Source organism: Rhodococcus sp. K11/5, assembly GCF_055193735.1.
This window is the reverse complement of sequence record NZ_CM143721.1, coordinates 2,693,151-2,710,717: the sequence shown is the minus strand read 5'-3', so window position 1 is coordinate 2,710,717 and position 17,567 is coordinate 2,693,151. Positions and strand designations below refer to the sequence as shown.

At 68.6% G+C, this 17,567-nt stretch carries 20 protein-coding genes; 14 read left to right on the top strand and 6 right to left on the bottom strand.

Going from position 1 to position 17,567, the window contains the following annotated elements; all coding sequences use genetic code 11:
- Nucleotides 1-428 precede the first annotated feature (428 nt).
- From ACY466_RS12785 to dprA, 3 genes are read left to right on the top strand one after another with little or no spacing between them, the layout of a single operon-like run.
- Entirely contained in the window at nt 429-833 is a 405-nt protein-coding gene (locus ACY466_RS12785) for a YraN family protein (RefSeq protein WP_463252273.1), read from the top strand.
- Nucleotides 833-2,344, top strand: coding sequence for a YifB family Mg chelatase-like AAA ATPase (locus ACY466_RS12780; RefSeq protein ID WP_463245749.1), 1,512 nt, complete (start codon nt 833-835; stop codon nt 2,342-2,344). Before ACY466_RS12785 ends, ACY466_RS12780 begins: the two co-directional genes overlap by 1 nt.
- A complete protein-coding gene (gene dprA, locus ACY466_RS12775; protein ID WP_463245748.1) occupies nt 2,341-3,486 on the top strand; it encodes a DNA-processing protein DprA in 1,146 nt (381 codons plus the stop codon). Before ACY466_RS12780 ends, dprA begins: the two co-directional genes overlap by 4 nt.
- Here the strand turns inward: dprA and ACY466_RS12770 are convergent.
- Nucleotides 3,409-4,701, bottom strand: coding sequence for a DNA cytosine methyltransferase (locus ACY466_RS12770; RefSeq protein WP_463245747.1), 1,293 nt, complete (start codon nt 4,699-4,701; stop codon nt 3,409-3,411). The two genes, dprA and ACY466_RS12770, sit on opposite strands and share 78 nt — an antisense overlap.
- A gap of 218 nt (nt 4,702-4,919) precedes the next feature.
- On the opposite strand from ACY466_RS12770, the gene ACY466_RS12765 reads away from it, so the two are divergent.
- The 4 genes from ACY466_RS12765 to ACY466_RS12750 all read left to right on the top strand — a co-directional run bounded on the left by ACY466_RS12765 (nt 4,920) and on the right by ACY466_RS12750 (nt 8,222).
- A complete protein-coding gene (locus ACY466_RS12765) occupies nt 4,920-5,261 on the top strand; it encodes a histone-like nucleoid-structuring protein Lsr2 (RefSeq protein WP_463245746.1) in 342 nt (113 codons plus the stop codon).
- A gap of 89 nt (nt 5,262-5,350) precedes the next feature.
- The gene (locus tag ACY466_RS12760; RefSeq protein WP_463245745.1) at nt 5,351-6,127 is read left to right on the top strand and encodes a siderophore-interacting protein; all 777 of its coding nucleotides are present in this window, start codon (nt 5,351-5,353) and stop codon (nt 6,125-6,127) included.
- A 10-nt stretch (nt 6,128-6,137) separates the two neighbouring features.
- On the top strand, nt 6,138-7,070 hold the full coding sequence (locus ACY466_RS12755) for a tyrosine recombinase XerC (RefSeq protein WP_463252272.1): 933 nt from the start codon (nt 6,138-6,140) through the stop codon (nt 7,068-7,070).
- Between the two features lie 96 nt (nt 7,071-7,166).
- Nucleotides 7,167-8,222, top strand: a complete 1,056-nt coding sequence (locus ACY466_RS12750; RefSeq protein ID WP_463245744.1) for a MinD/ParA family ATP-binding protein — start codon at nt 7,167-7,169, stop codon at nt 8,220-8,222.
- A 7-nt stretch (nt 8,223-8,229) separates the two neighbouring features.
- On the opposite strand, the gene ACY466_RS12745 is transcribed toward ACY466_RS12750, so the two are convergent.
- On the bottom strand, nt 8,230-8,733 hold the full coding sequence (locus tag ACY466_RS12745; RefSeq protein WP_463245743.1) for a murein hydrolase activator EnvC family protein: 504 nt from the start codon (nt 8,731-8,733) through the stop codon (nt 8,230-8,232).
- A gap of 351 nt (nt 8,734-9,084) precedes the next feature.
- Here ACY466_RS12745 and rpsB point away from each other — a divergent pair, with 351 nt between their 5' ends.
- The 6 genes from rpsB (at nt 9,085) to ACY466_RS12715 (ending at nt 14,091) form a co-directional block, all read left to right on the top strand.
- Nucleotides 9,085-10,017, top strand: a complete 933-nt coding sequence (rpsB, locus tag ACY466_RS12740) for a 30S ribosomal protein S2 (protein ID WP_463245742.1) — start codon at nt 9,085-9,087, stop codon at nt 10,015-10,017.
- Between the two features lie 128 nt (nt 10,018-10,145).
- Nucleotides 10,146-10,970 (top strand): translation elongation factor Ts, encoded by an 825-nt coding sequence (gene tsf / locus ACY466_RS12735; RefSeq protein WP_463245741.1) that lies wholly within the window; start codon nt 10,146-10,148, stop codon nt 10,968-10,970.
- A 172-nt stretch (nt 10,971-11,142) separates the two neighbouring features.
- On the top strand, nt 11,143-11,868 hold the full coding sequence (gene pyrH / locus ACY466_RS12730) for a UMP kinase (protein ID WP_463245740.1): 726 nt from the start codon (nt 11,143-11,145) through the stop codon (nt 11,866-11,868).
- A gap of 48 nt (nt 11,869-11,916) precedes the next feature.
- On the top strand, nt 11,917-12,474 hold the full coding sequence (frr, locus tag ACY466_RS12725; protein WP_463245739.1) for a ribosome recycling factor: 558 nt from the start codon (nt 11,917-11,919) through the stop codon (nt 12,472-12,474).
- 58 nt (nt 12,475-12,532) lie between these two features.
- Nucleotides 12,533-13,390, top strand: a complete 858-nt coding sequence (locus ACY466_RS12720) for a phosphatidate cytidylyltransferase (protein WP_463252271.1) — start codon at nt 12,533-12,535, stop codon at nt 13,388-13,390.
- On the top strand, nt 13,360-14,091 hold the full coding sequence (locus tag ACY466_RS12715) for a class I SAM-dependent methyltransferase (RefSeq protein ID WP_463252270.1): 732 nt from the start codon (nt 13,360-13,362) through the stop codon (nt 14,089-14,091). The genes ACY466_RS12720 and ACY466_RS12715 overlap by 31 nt, the downstream gene beginning before the upstream one ends.
- Here ACY466_RS12715 and ACY466_RS12710 read toward each other — a convergent pair.
- Together ACY466_RS12710 and ACY466_RS12705 are read right to left on the bottom strand one after the other, a co-directional pair.
- Nucleotides 14,084-14,917: an HpcH/HpaI aldolase/citrate lyase family protein gene (locus tag ACY466_RS12710; protein WP_463252269.1), complete on the bottom strand. Its 834-nt coding sequence runs from the start codon at nt 14,915-14,917 to the stop codon at nt 14,084-14,086. The genes ACY466_RS12715 and ACY466_RS12710 overlap by 8 nt on opposite strands.
- A gap of 161 nt (nt 14,918-15,078) precedes the next feature.
- Nucleotides 15,079-15,465, bottom strand: a complete 387-nt coding sequence (locus tag ACY466_RS12705) for a LapA family protein (RefSeq protein WP_463245738.1) — start codon at nt 15,463-15,465, stop codon at nt 15,079-15,081.
- A 68-nt stretch (nt 15,466-15,533) separates the two neighbouring features.
- Between ACY466_RS12705 and rlmN the strand changes: the two genes are divergently transcribed.
- A complete protein-coding gene (gene rlmN / locus ACY466_RS12700; RefSeq protein WP_463245737.1) occupies nt 15,534-16,646 on the top strand; it encodes a dual-specificity RNA methyltransferase RlmN in 1,113 nt (370 codons plus the stop codon).
- Between the two features lie 3 nt (nt 16,647-16,649).
- Here rlmN and ACY466_RS12695 read toward each other — a convergent pair whose 3' ends face one another.
- A complete protein-coding gene (locus tag ACY466_RS12695; RefSeq protein WP_463245736.1) occupies nt 16,650-16,904 on the bottom strand; it encodes a DUF2631 domain-containing protein in 255 nt (84 codons plus the stop codon).
- A 100-nt stretch (nt 16,905-17,004) separates the two neighbouring features.
- Entirely contained in the window at nt 17,005-17,526 is a 522-nt protein-coding gene (locus ACY466_RS12690) for a DUF1990 family protein (protein ID WP_463245735.1), read from the bottom strand.
- Nucleotides 17,527-17,567: the final 41 nt, after the last annotated feature.

Genomic DNA, 17,567 nt, shown 5'->3' with positions numbered 1-17,567 from the left:
CGCGTCCGACGATGCGCGCGTTGAGGTGCCAGCCCTCGTAGCCGTCGTCGACGCGGTGGTGTCTGCCGTCGTGGTCGATGTCCACGCGGGGTATGGACAACGTGCGCGCGAGTCGAACCGCCCAAGGGTAATCGCCCCGACCCACCTCCCTCGGCCCCCAGAACAGCGCGTATTGGTGTGCCGGTCGGTCGGGGAGCGGCGCTCGTCGGAGCACGAACTCCGGGGCCGGAGGCCCAGCGCGCGTCATGAACCGATTGTCGCAGCTCCGTCATCCCCGGGGCATGCCTTCCTCCACAGATTTTCTGTCGGCGCACGTCGGTGAATCCGCGTCGGTGCGTCGTCCGGTCAGAGTGGTCGCACGGACGACCGGCCCCGACTCACGGTGTCGGCGTCGCGACGAAGGTGAGGTGCCGCCGGTGATCGAGAGCGTGGGGGACGAGAGCTCGGGGGAGCGGGGTCGGCCGGCAGGCGGTCGAGCCGTCAGTGCGAAGGAGCTCGGGGCGCTCGGTGAGGACGCCGCCGCGGCCTTTCTGGTCACATGCGGCCACGACATCGTCGCCCGGAACTGGCGATGCCGGTCCGGAGAAATCGACATCATCGCGGCCGACGGCGACACGATCGTGTTCGTCGAGGTCAAGACGCGGTCGGGAACATGGTTCGGGACGCCGGCGGAGGCGGTGACCCCGGCGAAGGCGAACCGTCTGCACCGATTGGCGGGCCTGTGGTTGGCGGAGCGGTCGGCGGCCTGGTCGCCGGTGCGCTTCGACGTGGTCGAGGTCGTCGTCGACCGCGGTGGAGAACCGCGGCTGACGCACCTGCCGGGGGTCTTCTGATGGCACTGGGTCGGGCATTCTCGGTGGCGGTGTCCGGGGTGGACGGGGTTCTGGTGGAGATCGAGGCCGACATCGGTCGGGGTCTGCCGGGTGTGCACGTCGTCGGTCTTCCCGACACGGCGCTGCAGGAGTCGCGGGACCGGGTCCGCGCGGCAGTGAACAACTCGGGTCGGACCTGGCCGGCGTCGAAGGTGGTGCTGGCGCTGTCCCCGGCGACGCTTCCCAAGGTGGGGTCGGTGTACGACCTGGCGCTGGCGTGCGCGGTCCTGTGCGCGGCCGGTGTGGTTCCGCCGCATGGGCTGGCGACGACGGTTCTGCTGGGCGAACTGGCTCTGGACGGCCGACTGCGCACCGTGCGTGGCGTGCTTCCCGCGGTGCTCGCGGCTCGCCGGGCCGGGTGGGAACGGGTCGTGGTGCCGGACGCGGGTCTGGCCGAGGCCGGGTTGGTCGGCGGCATAGAGATTCTGGGAGCCGGCCATCTCCGTCAGGTCGTCGAGTGGCTGAACGGTCACGGGGATCTGCAGCGGCCGCGTCCGAGTGTGCCCGCGATCGTCGCGTCGTCGGAGGATCTGGCCGACGTGGTGGGTCAGTCGGAGGCCCGCTGGGCGATCGAGATCGCGGCGGCGGGTGCACACCATCTGTTGATGACCGGGCCGCCGGGTATCGGAAAGACGATGCTGGCGGGGCGTCTGCCGGGGCTGCTGCCTCCGCTGTCCGAAACCGAGGCACTCGAGGTGACCGCGGTGCATTCGGTCGCCGGGACCCTGACGGCCGATCACCCGCTGATCGTGGTGCCGCCGTTCATCGCTCCGCACCATTCGAGTTCGGTCACCGCGCTCATCGGCGGCGGTAGCGGAATGGCCAAGCCGGGGGCGGTCAGTCGCGCGCATCGAGGTGTCCTCTTTCTCGACGAATGCGCCGAGATCTCGTCCCGGGTCCTCGAATCTCTGCGAACTCCGCTGGAGGAGGGCGAGGTTCGCATCGCCCGACGCGACGGGGTCGCGCGGTATCCCGCTCGATTCCAACTGGTCCTCGCCGCCAACCCGTGCCCGTGCGCCTCACCGCGGGCGGTCGACTGCGTGTGTGCACCGACGGTTCGGCGCCGGTATCTGGGTCGGTTGTCCGGCCCCTTGCTCGATCGGGTGGATCTGCGAGTGGTGATGCATCCACCCGCGACGGGGTTGTTGGTGGACGAGGACGCGGAATCATCCGACGTGGTGCGGGCGCGCGTCGCCGAGGCTCGCGCCGCAGCCGTGGACCGGTGGCGGGAGTTCGGGTGGCGGTGCAACTCGGAAGTACCCGGTTCGGCTCTGCGGCAACGGTTCCGGTTGTCCTCCGACACGCTCGCTCCCGTGGAGCGGGCGCTCCGGCGCGGCGTGATCACGGCCCGCGGCGCGGATCGTGTGTTGCGGCTGGCGTGGACGTTGAGCGATCTGGAGGGGCTCGATCGACCGGGCCCGGACGCGGTGGCGTCGGCGATGACGTTCCGAGATCGGGAGTCGACGCGATGACCGACGAGGGAGTGCTCTCGCCCGAGGAGCGGCGGGCGTGGGCGTACGTCTCGCGCGTCTCGCAGGGGCCGAGTGCCGCAGTGGCGGACCTACTTCGATCGCGCGGCGTGCTCGATGCGGCGCGGACGATGAAGGCCGGCGACGTTCCCGAGGCGGTGTGGGAGCGGGTGTCCACGCGCGCCCACATCGACTGCGCCGACGATGATCTCGCGACGGTGGCGGCGCTCGGGGGCCGGTTGGTGACACCGTCGGACGAGGAGTGGCCCGCGTGGCGGTTGCTGGGCTTCGATCGCGTCGACGGTGCCGGAGGCGGGCCGCCCCTGGCGCTGTGGGTGCTCGGTCCGAGGCCGCTGGCGTCGATGACCGACCGCGCCGTGTCCGTCGTCGGCACGCGGGCGGCGACCGCCTACGGCGAGCACGTGACCGCCGAGATCTCGGGGGACCTCGCCGTCGACGGGTGGACCGTGGTGTCCGGTGGAGCCTTCGGTATCGACGGTGCGGCGCATCGAGCGGCACTGGGAGTCGGTGGAGCGACGATGGCCGTTCTCGCCTGCGGCGTCGATCGCGCCTATCCGTCGGGGCACGCGCGACTGCTTCGGCGCATCGCCGAGACGGGTGCCGTGGTGAGCGAGTACGCACCCGGCACCACGCCTGCCAAGCATCGCTTCCTCGCCCGCAACCGACTGGTGGCGGCCTTCGGAGACGGCGTCGTCGTGGTGGAAGCGGGCTGGCGCAGTGGTGCGCGGAACACGGCGGGGTGGGCTCGTTCGCTGGGCCGACCGGTGGTGGCGGTGCCGGGACCGGTGACCTCGGCGTCGTCGGCCGGGTGTCACCGGATGATCCGCGAGAACGAGGCTCGACTGGTGTCGAACGCGCGGGACGTGGTCGAGGAGGTGGGTACCCCGTCGGACCTGCACGAGGAGGTACAGGACACGTTGTTCTCCACCGACATCGACCGGTTGCCGGAGGCGGCGGCGCGGGTGCTGGACACGTTTCCCGCATCGGGATCGATCGGGGTGCAGCAGCTGTCGGTCGACTCGGGGGTGGCGGTCTCGGCCGTGCGCTCAGCGCTGGCGGTGCTCGAGCTCGAGGGTTTCGTGGGGCGCGACGACACCGGCTGGTTCCGGCACGCCGGCCGCTGAACGGCCCGGAGCCACGATCAGATCCTCGGGACGGAGCGACGTTCCGGGCAACACCGCCTCGGCGACGTCGGGCTTGACGCCGGTGAGGATCCACTGGGCCAGGTGCGCGAGCTGGTGGGACACCAGCGGCGGAACGGCGTCGCCGATGTGGCGGTACATGTTCGCGAGGCTGTTGGCGCGGAAGACGTAATCGTCGGGAAACCCGTTGAGCAGAGCCATCTCCCGGATCGTGCACAGTCGATCCTGTTCGGGGTGGGTGTACCGGCCGTTGCCGAAGTGGGCGCATTCTCGTTTCACGGTGGGAGCGGGTGCGTCCCATCGGAGCCGGCCGTAGACGTCGGGGTGCGATCCGATGCGCCCGGCGGCAACGAGCCGATGCATCGCCGGGGTCAACAGCGTCTCGGCGTCGGGGTGCTCCCTGAGGTCGGACCAGGACCCGCCGTCGTGGGGCAGCGCGGCGAGTCGGCGCCGGGTGGTCTCACGGGCGATGTCGGGGGAGACGTGCATGGAATCCGACGGATGGGCCCGTCCCGCGGCCACGTGGGGAAGGTGCCCGATCGCCCGGCGCACCGTGAGTGCGTCGGGTTCGACGGACACCCCTGCCCAGAAGTCGCCCAGGGTGCGCAGGCGGAAGTCCTCCCGCACGGCGATCACCAGCGACCGTTCCCGCCGTTGTGGAAGCCCGATGCTGCTGAGCATGTGGATCGACGCGTCGACCGCGTACCCCAGGGCGTCCAGTCGTGCGGTCAGCGCATCGAGATGACCGCGGAAATTCCCGCCCACCAATTCGCGGGCGTTCTCCATCACCAGGACGGCGGGTCGGAGGGCCGCGACCGCGTCGGCGACACCACTGACCAAGGAATTGCGGGGATCGTCGCTCAGGTGGTTGTGCGGATTGGCGCGGGAGAATCCGGTGCATGGCGGGCAGGCGCTCAGCACGGTGAGCTCTCGGCCGGCGAGTGCGGGCGCGAACAATTGCGCGAGTTCGGCTCCGGAAACAACCGCGAGGTCTCGATTGTGTGGGGCTCGACCGATATTGGCGGTGTACGACGAGTTGCATTCGAGCGAACCACGCGCACTGCTCGGCTTTCCCAGTTGGGCGTCGACCGCTCCAACCACGTCGAAACGGCCGTGCCGAGCGAATCCACAGCTCATGCCCCCGGCGCCGCTGAACAGGTCCGCGAAAGTCCACGGCCCGTGCGGTGTTTCGCCCATTCGCGGTCGGCCTCTCGGTGTTCGGTGTCCCGCACGGCTCGATCGAGCGGTGCGGGCGAAGTATAGATGCGCGGCGTCGACAATTGTTTCGACCGTCGTTTCGGCTCTCGGCGAAACGACGGACTCGGCGAAACGACTCACGGTCGGCCGAGAACACCGGTGGGGGCTGTTAGATTGGGGAGAACACAATTCAGCTTTCCCGAAGGGATGTCACACAAATGGCACGACGCACGACCGTTCAAATGATCGACGATGTCGATGGTTCGCTCATCAAGGACGGCCAGGGAGAAACCGTCGAGTTCGCAGTGGGTGGCGTTTCGTACACCATCGATCTGAACCACAAGCACGCGAACGAGTTGTACGACCAATTCGCCTACTGGATCGAGCACGCCGAGAAGGTCGGCGGTCGCAAAGCTCGCCGGGCGCCGGCGACGTCGGCGAAGAAGTCCCGTCAGAATCTGCAGGACGTGCGCGCCTGGGCAAAGGAGAACGGCTTCGAGGTCAGCACTCGTGGACGGATCAGCCAGGAGATCCAGGACGCGTACGACGCCGCTCACTGATCGGCCACGGTGAGCTAGGGTTAGGTGACACTAACTCGCCGGAGCGCCCTCGAACGCGTGACCGACGGTTGTCCTACGGAGGTGGAGCGATGGCTCGTCGGATCACGACGTTGACGGTGGTACGCACCGAGTGGCTCACGCCGCACATGGTGCGCGTGTACCTCGGCGACCCCCACTTCGAGGCGTTCGAGCCGACCGAGTTCACCGACTCGTACGTCAAACTCCACTTCGGTGGTGGGGACGGGACCGACCCGGTGTTGCGCACCTACACCGTCAGTTCGGTCGACGTCGCCGCACGGCAGATCTCGATCGATTTCGTCGTCCACGGGGACGAGGGCGTGGCCGGACCCTGGGCTCGCACGGTGGAACCCGGCACCGCGGTGTCGATGTTCGGCCCGTCGGGTGCCTACGCGCCCCGCGCGGACGCCGATTGGCACCTGCTCGCGGGTGACGAGTCCGCGTTACCCGCCATCGGCGCCGCGCTGGCCGCGCTCCCGGACGGTGCCGTGGCGAGAGTCGTGGTGGAGGTGGCCGGTCCGGACGACCGGGTCGCACTGCCCGCGGGCGACGGCGTGGAGATCACGTGGGTTCACCGCGGCGTCGCGTCGAACGAGGCGACGGACGAGCGCGCCGGTGAGCGTGCGCCCCTGGTGGATGCGGTCCGGGCTCTCGACTGGTTGCCCGGGCAGGTTCACGTCTTCGTCCACGGTGAGGCGGGTGCCGTCATGCACGGAATCCGCCCCTACGTTCGCCGCGAGCGTGGCGTAACCGCCGAATGGGCATCGATATCGGGATACTGGCGACGTGGGCGCACCGAAGAAGGCTTCCGGGTCTGGAAGAAGGAACTCGCCGCCGCCGAGAGCTGAGCGAGCTGCCCTGCCGACGCCGCAGGCTGCCCTGATCGATCGATTCGCCGATCATCTGCGCTGGCAGCGCGGCCGGTCCGAACACACCGTGCGCGCGTACGTCGCCGACGCGTCCTCCCTCCTCGTGCACGCCCTCGCCCACCACGACGGCGCGCACGTCGACACGGCGGAGGTGCGCGATCTGCTGACGCTGAGATCGGTGCGAGCGTGGCTGGCCGACCTCGCGCGGGAGGGCGCTGCTCGCACGACGTCGGCCCGCCGGGCGTCGTCGGTCCGGACCTTCACCGCCTGGTTGGTGTCGGTCGGCGAGCTGGAGACGGACCCGGGGGCTCGACTGTCGGCACCGCCCGCGCACCGCACCCTTCCCGCGGTGCTGCGCGAGGATCAGGCGCGAGAGGCCATGGTGGCCGCCGCGTCGGGAGCCCAGCAGGAGGATCCGGTGGCACTACGCGACCGTCTGATCGTGGAAATGTTGTACGCCACGGGAATTCGGGTCGGAGAACTGTGCGGTCTGGACGTCGACGACGTGGACCGCGCGCGCCGGGTCCTCCGCGTCGTGGGCAAGGGCGACAAGGAACGCACGGTGCCGTTCGGGGTCCCGGCCGAGCAGGCGCTCACCGTGTGGCTGGACCGCGGTCGACCGGCACTCCTCGCACCGACGTCGGGCCCGGCTCTTCTGGTCGGCAAGCGGGGTGGGCGACTGGACCCGCGGCAGGCACGCACCGCGGTGCACGAGGTGCTCGGTGCGGTTCCCGGTGCTCCGGACCTCGGACCGCACGGACTGCGGCACTCCGCGGCGACCCATCTCCTCGAGGGTGGTGCGGATCTGCGTGTCGTCCAGGAACTGCTGGGGCACGCGTCGTTGGCGACCACGCAGATCTACACGCACGTCTCGGTCGACCGCCTGCGCGCGATCCACGACCGCGCGCATCCCCGCGCCTGACCGAGCGGTACGGCCTCTCACCGGTGGATTTGATACCGTCGCACGTCGGTGTCCGCTGGGGTGTGGGCGCCGAGTCGAGTTCGAGGGGAGGCGCCGGTGGATCGTCGTCACGACACCTACCGAGCCGGGGGAGCGTGGTCTCCGCCTCCCGTGGCGTCACCGGGCGACGCCGACCGGCGTTCGTACCCGGGGCCTTCCGCCGAGCGCACGGCGCAACCGCCGCGTCGAGCCGATTCGACGGCACCTCCACGATCCGGCCCGTCGGGATCCTCGGGTGGTTCGGGGTGGCGCGCCGTCGTCGACAGGCTGCGAGGACACGGGTCGGCCGGGAAGTCCTCCGTCCGCGCGGAGCAGCAGGTCCAGCGGATCGCGCAGCCCGTTCGCAGTGACTACCGGATCGCATTGCTCTCGCTCAAGGGCGGTGTCGGCAAGACCACGGTGACCGTCGGGCTCGGCTCGGTGTTCGCCTCGTTGCGCCGCGACAACGTGGTGGCGTTGGACGCCAACCCCGACTTCGGGACCCTCGGAGAGCGGGTACCCCGGCAGACGATGTCGACGGTGCGCGATCTGCTCGCCGCGCGACCGACCATCCGGAGCTACGCGGACATCCGACAGCACACTTCTCAGTCGAGCAGCCGCCTGGAAGTGGTGGCGGGAGAACGAGATCCAGCGGCCTCGGAGGCGTTCACCGAGCAGGACTATCGCGCGGTCATCGACACACTGCGTACCCATTACAGCGTGATCCTGACCGATTGCGGGACCGGCATCATGCACTCGGCCATGGACGGCGTCCTGTCGTTGACCCACGCGCTGGTGTTGGTGAGTTCGCCGGCGGTGGACGGTGCGAAGAGTGCGGCCGCGACACTCGACTGGCTCGCGTTGCACGGATACGCCCATCTGGTCGAACGCACCGTGGTCGTCATCAGCGCTCACCGACCGGGGGTGGCGAGCGTGGACATGGCCGAGCTGCGGCGGCACTTCCTCTCGCGGTGCCGCGCGGTGGTGGTGATCCCGTTCGACGAGCATCTGGCGGAGGGATCGGTCGTCGATCTCGCACGGTTGCGTCCGCGTACCCGCGACGCGTTCGTCGAACTCGCGGCGATGATGGCGGACGACTTCCCCGACGCGGCGGGTCGGCACGCGGGACGCTGATCGCTCGTCACCGCACGGGGAGCAACCGCACCCGAGCGGTGCGGACGGCGGCGGTGGGATCGAGATAGTCGCGGCCTCGGCGCATGCCCCAATGCAGGCAGACGGACACCGGACATCCGGGATGACCGGCCTCCACCACGCCGAGCGGGTCACCGCGTCGTACCCGGTCGCCGGCCACGACGACGGCTCGGACCGGTTCGTAGGTGGTGCGCAATCCTCCGACGTGATCGACGGACACGACCGGCCGCCCCGCGACGGGGCCGGCGAACACCACGATGCCGTCCGCGGAGGATCGGGCCGTCGCGGGCGATCCGGCGGTGGAGGTGTCGAGGTCGACTCCCCGATGGCCGGCGAGCCACCGTTCGGGCGGCGGATCGAAGGCGGTGACGACGATCGGTCGAGGCTCGAGCGGCCAGTCGAAGACAGTCGGTGCTGCCCCGGCGGCACCCGTTCCGGACATCAGGGAGGTCGCGACGGCCAGGGCCAGCGCGCGCTGCGGAGCGACGGTCATCGATCGAGCCTGGGCGTTGCACGGACCGCGCGAGTGCCGTCCGTGCCGCCCGGGGAGCGTCGGTCACGTCCATCCCCACCCGCGAACGACGGGGTTGACGTCGAACCCGGTTATGACCAGCGGCATCGGCGACGTATGCTGGTCCTGCGGCCTGTCCACACGGGTCGACTTCGCGCGCCTCGAACGCCACGACGCAGGTTGTCGTACGCGGTCCGTCGGCTGGTCTCGCTTCGGCGGGTTCCGATGGTCACGAGGCGCCAGGGCACGAATCGCGACGGATCCACGGTGCATCACGGCCGGAGATCGACGGCGATCGAGCATCAACCGGCAACGAAAGAGAGAATCACAGCAATGGCTGTTGTGACCATGAAGCAGCTGCTCGACAGCGGCACACACTTCGGGCATCAGACCCGCCGTTGGAATCCGAAGATGAAGCGATTCATCTTCACCGATCGCAACGGCATCTACATCATCGACCTGCAGCAGACGCTGACGTACATCGACAAGGCGTACGAGTTCGTCAAGGAGACGGTCGCCCACGGCGGAACCGTTCTCTTCGTCGGCACCAAGAAGCAGGCGCAGGAATCCATCGCAGGCGAGGCCACGCGCGTCGGCATGCCGTATGTGAACCAGCGCTGGCTCGGTGGAATGCTCACCAACTTCAGCACCGTCCACAAGCGCCTCATCCGGCTCAAGGAACTCGAGTCGATGGAGCAGACCGGCGGTTTCGAGGGTCGTACCAAGAAGGAAATTCTCATGCTCACGCGTGAGATGACCAAGCTGGACCGCACCCTCGGTGGTATCCGGGACATGTCCAAGGTCCCGTCGGCCATCTGGATCGTCGACACCAACAAGGAGCACCTCGCGGTTGCCGAGGCGCGCAAGTTGAACATCCCGGTCATCGCGATCCTGGACACCAACTGCGATCCCGACGTGGTCGACTACCCGATCCCGGGTAACGACGACGCGATCCGCTCCGCGGCTCTGCTCACCAAGGTCGTGGCGTCCGCCGTGGCCGAGGGTGTGCAGGCTCGCGCCGGACGCAACTCCGGCTCGGACGACAAGCCTGAGGTGGGTGGCGGCGAGCCGCTCGCCGAGTGGGAGCTCGAGCAGCTCGCACAGGCATCGCCGGCCGCGGACGCCACCGCACAGGCTGCGGCGGAGACCCCCGCTGCCACCGACGCACCCGTCACCGAGGCTCCGGCCGCGGAGGGTGCGGACGGCGCGGCCGCTCCGGCCGAGACCGAGGCTCCGGCCGCAGAAGTTCCCGCTTCCCAGAGCTGACGACGTACGAGACCCGGTGTGCCACCTCTGGTGCACCGGGTTTCGTCGTGAACCGACCCGAACGATTTCCTCGGAAGCGTCGCGACCGGCGATCGTTTCCTCGAACACTGCAAGGAGGCTCGCCCACGATGGCGAACTACACTGCCGCCGACGTCAAGCGGCTCCGTGAGCTCACCGGCTCCGGAATGATGGATTGCAAGAACGCTCTCGCAGAGAACGACGGTGACTTCGACAAGGCCGTCGAGCAGCTCCGCATCAAGGGTGCGAAGGACGTCGGCAAGCGCGCCGAGCGGTCCACCGCCGAGGGCCTGGTCGTCGCCAAGGACGGCGTTCTGGTGGAGATCAACTCCGAGACCGACTTCGTCGCCAAGAACGAGGAGTTCCAGAACTTCGCCCAGTCCATCGCGGACGTCGCCGCCGCCGGCAAGCCCGCCGACGTCGACGCACTCGAGGCACTCGACCTGAACGGCAAGCCCGTGAAGGCCGCGCTGCAGGAGCTGTCCGCGAAGATCGGCGAGAAGCTCGAGATCCGTCGGGTCGCGTCGTTCGACGGTCCCGTGGCGACCTACCTGCACAAGCGCAGCTCGGACCTGCCCCCCGCCGTCGGTGTCCTCGTCGAGTACACCGGTGAGGGCGAGGAAGCGGCCGAGGCGGCTCGCGGCGCAGCGATGCAGGTCGCGGCGCTCAAGGCCAAGTACGTCACGCGCGACGAGGTCCCGGCCGACATCGTCGACGGCGAGCGTCGTATCGCCGAGCAGACCGCTCGCGAAGAGGGCAAGCCCGAGGCCGCGCTGTCCAAGATCACCGAGGGGCGCGTCAACGGGTTCTACAAGGACGTCGTGCTGACCGAGCAGTCATCGGTCCAGGACTCCAAGAAGACGGTCAAGGCGATGCTCGCCGACGCCGGAGTCACGATCACCCGATTCGTGCGCTTCGAGGTCGGCTCCAACTGATCGGACCGTCGCCCGACCACATTGCGCCGCTCATCCGTCCTCGGATGGGCGGCGCAGTCGTGACAACGGGCGCCGGTAGAGCCCGGGCCCGGTGGTTGTGAACAGTCACCGGGGATGGGGCAAGATCGACCCCGCACGAGTTGCGATCGCGAACACCACGAACAGGAGCGAGATGACCGAGGCCGACCACGATCGAGCGGGTTTCAAGCGCGTGCTGCTGAAGTTGGGCGGCGAGATGTTCGGTGGTGGAAGCGTCGGTCTCGATCCCGACGTGGTGCAGAAGGTCGCCGAGGAGATTGCCGAGGTCGTGCGCTCCGGCGTGCAGGTCGCGGTGGTCATCGGTGGCGGCAACTTCTTCCGCGGTGCCGAACTGCAGATCCGCGGCATGGATCGCTCTCGGTCGGACTACATGGGCATGCTCGGAACCGTCATGAATTGCCTTGCTCTGCAGGACTTCCTGGAGAAGCAGGGCATCGCGACCCGAGTGCAGACCGCCATCACGATGGGACAGGTCGCCGAGCCGTACATTCCGCTGCGAGCACAGCGGCACCTCGAGAAGGGCCGCGTCGTGATCTTCGGGGCGGGTATGGGTATGCCGTACTTTTCGACCGACACCACGGCCGCGCAACGCGCGCTCGAGATCGGCGCCGAGGTGGTCCTCATGGCCAAGGGCGTCGACGGTGTGTACTCGGCCGACCCCAACGTCGACCCCGACGCCACGATGTTCACCGAGATCAGCCACCGGGAAGTCATCGAGAAGGGTCTGAAGGTCGCGGACGCGACGGCATTCAGTCTGTGTATGGACAACCAGATGCCCATCATGGTGTTCAATCTGCTTACCGAGGGCAACATCGCTCGCGCGGTCGCGGGTGAGAAGATCGGAACACTGGTCAGCTAGCCCGTGGGGTAACCGAGAAGGCCCATCGGGGCAACGAGAGGAACGGTCGTGATCGACGAAGCGCTCTTCGACGCCGAAGAGAAGATGGAAAAAGCCGTCACCGTGGCGCAGAACGATCTGCAGTCCATCCGGACCGGGCGAGCCAATCCCGGCATGTTCAACCGAGTGCTCGTGGAGTACTACGGTGCGCTGACGCCGATCACGCAGCTCGCCGGGATCAACGTTCCCGAGGCGCGCATGGTCATCGTCAAGCCCTACGAGCAGACGCAGCTGGGCGCGATCGAGACCGCGATCCGTAACTCGGATCTCGGCGTCAATCCGAGCAACGACGGTCACATCATCCGAATCTCCATTCCTCAGCTCACCGAGGAACGCCGACGGGACTACGTCAAGCAGGCCAAGGGCAAGGGCGAGGACGCGAAGGTCTCGATCCGGAACGTGCGTCGCAAGGCGATGGACGAACTCAAGCGCATCCAGAAGGACGGCGAGGCCGGCGAGGACGACGTCAACCGTGCCGAGGCCGAGCTCGACAAGACCACGGCGAAGTACGTCGCGCAGATCGACGACATCGTCAAGAACAAGGAAGCGGAATTGATGGAGGTATGACACTCCATGTATCCCCGGCGAATGTGTGGGTGACGCGGTGCCGGTAGAGCCAGAGCCGATCCCGGTGGAACCCGCCCCGCCGGTCGAAGGCAAGGTCTCCCGTGCCGGTCGTGACCTGCCGGCCGCGATCGCGGTCGGAGCGGCGCTGGGCTTCTCGCTCATCGCCGTTCTGGTGTTCGTGCCCCTGGTGTTCGTCCCGGTGGCCGCAGCGGCCGTCGCGGTCGCGTCCTGGGAGGTCACCAAGCGGTTGCGGGAAGCGGACATCTCCGTCCCACGTATTCCGGTGATCGTCGGCGGGCAGGCCATGATCTGGCTCGCCTGGCCCTATGGCGCTCTCGGCGCGCTCAGTGCGCTCGGGGCGACGGTGCTGGTCACCATGATCTGGCGGTTGTTGTCCGGGGGACTCGACGTCGCCCCGCAGAACTATCTTCGCGACTGTGCGATCTCTCTCTTCGTGCTGTGCTGGTTGCCGCTCTTCGGAGCGTTCGCGGCCCTGTTGACGCTCGACGATCAGGGCGGCTTTCGCGTCCTCGTGCTGATGGTCGCGGTGGTGTGCTCCGACATCGGCGGGTACGCCGCGGGCGTTCTCTTCGGCCGACATCCCATGGCTCCCGCCATCAGTCCGAAGAAGTCGTGGGAGGGTCTGGGCGGATCCCTGGTCCTCTGCGTCGTGGTCTGCGTCTTCACCGTCACGCTGCTGCTCGGTGGCCACCCGGCCGTGGGCGTGCTCTTGGGCGTTCTGGTGGTGTTCTCCGCGACTCTCGGCGATCTGATCGAATCGCAGGTCAAGCGCGAGCTCGGTATCAAGGACATGGGCACGATGCTGCCCGGCCACGGTGGACTGATGGACCGGCTCGATTCCGTCCTGCCGAGCATCCTGGTGACCTGGCTCGTGCTCACCGCGTTCGTCCCCTGACCGGAGTCGTCGCGAGCCCCAACATCTGGAACTGGCCGCGAATCTACGAGGCCGAGAACCGCGCCCAGGACGTCGACGGTGCGGTGTTCGAGGTGCTGGCCGAGGTGGCCCCGTGGGCCGAGCGCGACGTCGTGGACGTCGGCTGTGGATCGGGGTTTCATCTACCGACGTTCGCCGCTGCGGCCCGATCGGTGGTCGGCGTCGAGCCGCACCCGCCGCTCGTCGCGGACGCCCGACGGCGGATCGCCGATCTCGAGAATGCGCGCGTTGCGCGCGGCCACGCCGAAGGCCTCCCGCTGCCGAACCGCAGCGCGGACGTGGTCCATGCGCGCACGGCGTACTTCTTCGGACCCGGGTCCGGCCCCGGCATCACCGAGGCTTTCCGAGTGCTCCGACCCGGTGGCGTACTGGTGGTGGTCGATCTCGACGCCACGGCGAGCCCGTACGGCGACTGGATGCGGGCCGACCTGCCCCGCTACGACCCGCGTCGAGTGGAGGCGTTCTTCGAGTCGAACGGTTTCGCCCTGCGCCGCGTCCGTACCCGGTGGCAATTTCCCGATCGACGCACACTCGACGCGGTGTTGGGGATCGAATTCGCTCCCGCCGTCGCCGATCGTGCCCGGCACGCGGTGGTCGGACTGTCGTTCGACGTCGGTTACCGCGTGCACACCCGGCGCGCGCCGGCCGTCGGCATCAGCTGATGGAGAAGACCTCGGCCTCCGCGGCGATCTTCTTGGCCTTGGCCAGACGCGGCAGATCGCTGCCGTCGCGGACGTTCTCGCCGTCCTGACCGAGGGTCGCGATGGTGTCGTGCGCCCACGCGACGTCCGCCGAGCTCGGTGCGAGTTCCCGGTTGACGGTGTGCCCCTGGCCGGTGTGCATGCACAGCTTGCCGGTCATGCCCATCGAGACGGTGAGTTTGCTGTCTCGTGCGAGGTGGGTGTCGTTCACCGTCAGCGTGGGCCCGTCGATGGGGCCGGGGAGACGGGCCGCACGGCTCGAGATCACCAGTCGTGCGCGGGGGTACGACATCGCCATCGGATCGTCGCTCATGCCGGTGTCCCTGCGGAAGTCTCCGCTGCCGAACGCGAGCCGGAAGGTGGCGTCCGCCCGGGCGATCTCGGGGGACGCTTCGAGGCCCATCGCGGACTCGACCAGTGCCACGATGCGGCACCCGTCGCCCAGGCGTTCGGCGGTGGCGTCCACCTGGCTGCCGCTCTCGGTCTTGGCGAGCATCACGCCCTCGAGGGTGTCGATGCCGCGCAGGGCGTCGAGGTCGTCGGCCCAGTACGGCGTGGTTGCGTCGTTCACGCGAACCCAGGCTCGGCCACCGGCGCGCAGCCACTCGACCACGTCGCGGCGAGCGGTCGGCTTGGCGGCGGGAGCGACGGCGTCCTCGATGTCCAGGATGATCGCGTCGGCCGCGGATTCTGCTGCGGCGGTGAAGGTATCGGGCTTACCACCGGGCACCAGCAGCCAGGAGCGGGCTCGGTCGGCGGCCACCGGGTTCAGCACGGGCTTGTCCATGAAGGTCGTCACTGTGCGTTCCTCGCTCGGGGTGTCGCGGTCGAGTGCACGAAACCGTGCGCTCTCTCACCTCCATGGTGCACGCCACCTCCACCCGCGTGAAGGTTGTGTCAATAGTGTTCACGTGCCGCGGTCGGTAGGGCCCGACCGCGGCACGTGCCTCACCGACGCTTGATCGCCCGCCGCACCTGCAGGATCCGCACCCCACCGGCCGCCGCCATCACGAGGGCGCCGCCGACTGCCGCCAAGAGCACCGCGATGCCCACCGGCAGGTTGAACTCCCAGGTGAACAGGTAGATGGGGACACTGTCGAGGTTCTGCAGGATGAAGACCATCAGCAGGATGACGATGAGTGCGCCGACCACCAGGCCGGTGTACAGGGCGGCGGCCCGTGTGTGCTTGATCCCGTCCGAGTTCTTCTCGGCCTGACTGCGCGTGTCCGTGACGGCCGGCGTGGTGCCGGTGTCGGAGCCCGAGTGCTTCGGTGCGTCGAGGGAGCTGTCCTGGCCGGACGCGGGGTCGACGGGGTCTTTCGATGTGCGTGACATGTGTCGATTCTTACCCACTCAGGTCCTGCGGAAACGGCGGTCCGAAAAAGTGGGACACTGGAGGCACTATGGCACCCATCGCTCTCCCTCTCGTGTTCGACGATCGCCGCCGCGGAATGCCGTCGAAGCACCTCGCCGACCTCGATGCCGACGAGCGCCGCGCCGCGGTCGCGGAACTCGGCCTGCCCGCTTTCCGCGCCGATCAGCTCGCCCGGCAGTACTACGGCCGGCTCGAAGCGGATCCGGCCAAGATGACCGATCTTCCGGCGTCGGTTCGGGAGAAGGTCGGTGCCGCACTCTTCCCACCGCTCCTGACCGCGGTCACGCACATCGCGTGCGACGGCGGCGACACCCGCAAGACTCTGTGGAAGGCGGCCGACGGCACCCTCCTCGAGTCCGTGCTGATGCGGTACCCGGATCGAGCGACCCTGTGCATCTCGAGCCAGGCCGGGTGCGGGATGGCGTGCCCGTTCTGCGCGACCGGACAGGGCGGACTGCAGCGCAACCTGTCCACCGCCGAGATCGTGGATCAGGTGCGCGCTGCGGCGGCCGACCTGCGCGACGGAGACATCGAGGGCGGCGAGGGTCGACTGTCCAACGTGGTGTTCATGGGGATGGGGGAGCCGCTCGCGAACTACAAGCGAGTCGTCGCGGCGGTCAAGCGCATCGTCTCCCCGGCACCCGAGGGCCTGGGGATCTCACAGCGGTCCGTCGTGGTCTCGACGGTGGGGTTGGCTCCGGCCATCCGCAAGCTGGCGGACGAAGGCCTCACGGTGACGCTCGCGGTGTCGTTGCACTGCCCGGACGACGAACTCCGCGACACCCTGGTCCCGGTCAACAACCGGTGGTCCATCGCCGAGGTTCTGGACGCCGCGCGCTACTACGCGGACACGACCGGTCGGCGAGTGTCCATCGAGTACGCGCTCATCCGTGAGGTGAACGACCAACCGTGGCGCGCGGATCTCCTGGCCAAGAAGCTGAAGAAGGCGCTGGGCGCGTTGGTCCACGTGAACCTGATTCCGCTGAACCCGACTCCCGGAAGCGAGTGGGACGCGAGTCCGAAGCCGGTGCAGGACGAGTTCGTTCGTCGGGTGCGTGCTCAGGGCGTCTCCTGCACCGTGCGCGACACCCGCGGCCAGGAGATCGCCGCGGCCTGCGGCCAGTTGGCCGCCGAGAACTGACGGTCAGGAGTGTCGCGGCTTGCGACGCTTGAGGATGTCGCGCACCAGGACCAGCACCATGGTTCCGGCGATACCGATCAGCCAGAGGTCTTCGACGTGGCCGTCGTGGTTGCCGATGATCATCAGCAGCAGGATGCCGGTGACGATCCACGCGGCGATGCGTGACGCACGGGGAGCCTCACCGCTCCAGCCCCAGGCGGCCGAGGGAACGTCGGCGGGGTGGGTCGTGGTCGCGGGAAGGCGATGGCTCTCGGTCACTGCGTCCTCCAGGTGATGATTCGAGCTGACGGTCGGCTCGAACGGCGAATCCTGCTGATCGTATCGCGGGGTACGACGAACCGTCGTAGCGGCCGGTGCGTCACCGCAGCGCGTCCACGTACCGACCGGTGGCCACTCGTTGTGTCAGCCGGTTGAGCGGTCCACCGAGCGCGACGAGGCGGTTGCCGGGCTTCGAGAACGCGCGAATGTGGGCGCGGACCTCGTCGGTCTCTGTGTCGTACTGCACGGTGAAGCGTTCCTCGCCGCATTCCGGGTGACCGTTCAGCGTGCCGTAGGCGAACCCGCGCTCGGCCGGCTCGTCGACCAGGTAGACGACCCGGCACGGGATGCGGAGCGGCCCGAGCGAGAGGACGACCACGGCGTCGACGTGAGGGTGCGGTGACGTCGCGTGCACGGACAGTCCGGCGCCGCGGTGCATGTCCCACGCCAGGATGCGCGCGGCCGCGTTCTCGAAGTGGGTCCGTCCGTGGCCCACGACCTCGGTGATGTCGACGTGGTGGTAGCCCGGCGGCATCGATGCATCCGCGGTTCCCCCCACCTCGTAGTAGGTCAGTTCTCGTCGGCCGTAGACGTCCGGATCGACGGTGCGTGTGAACCCCATCTCGCCATCCTCACACGCGGCGCCTTCTGCCCATCGGCGAC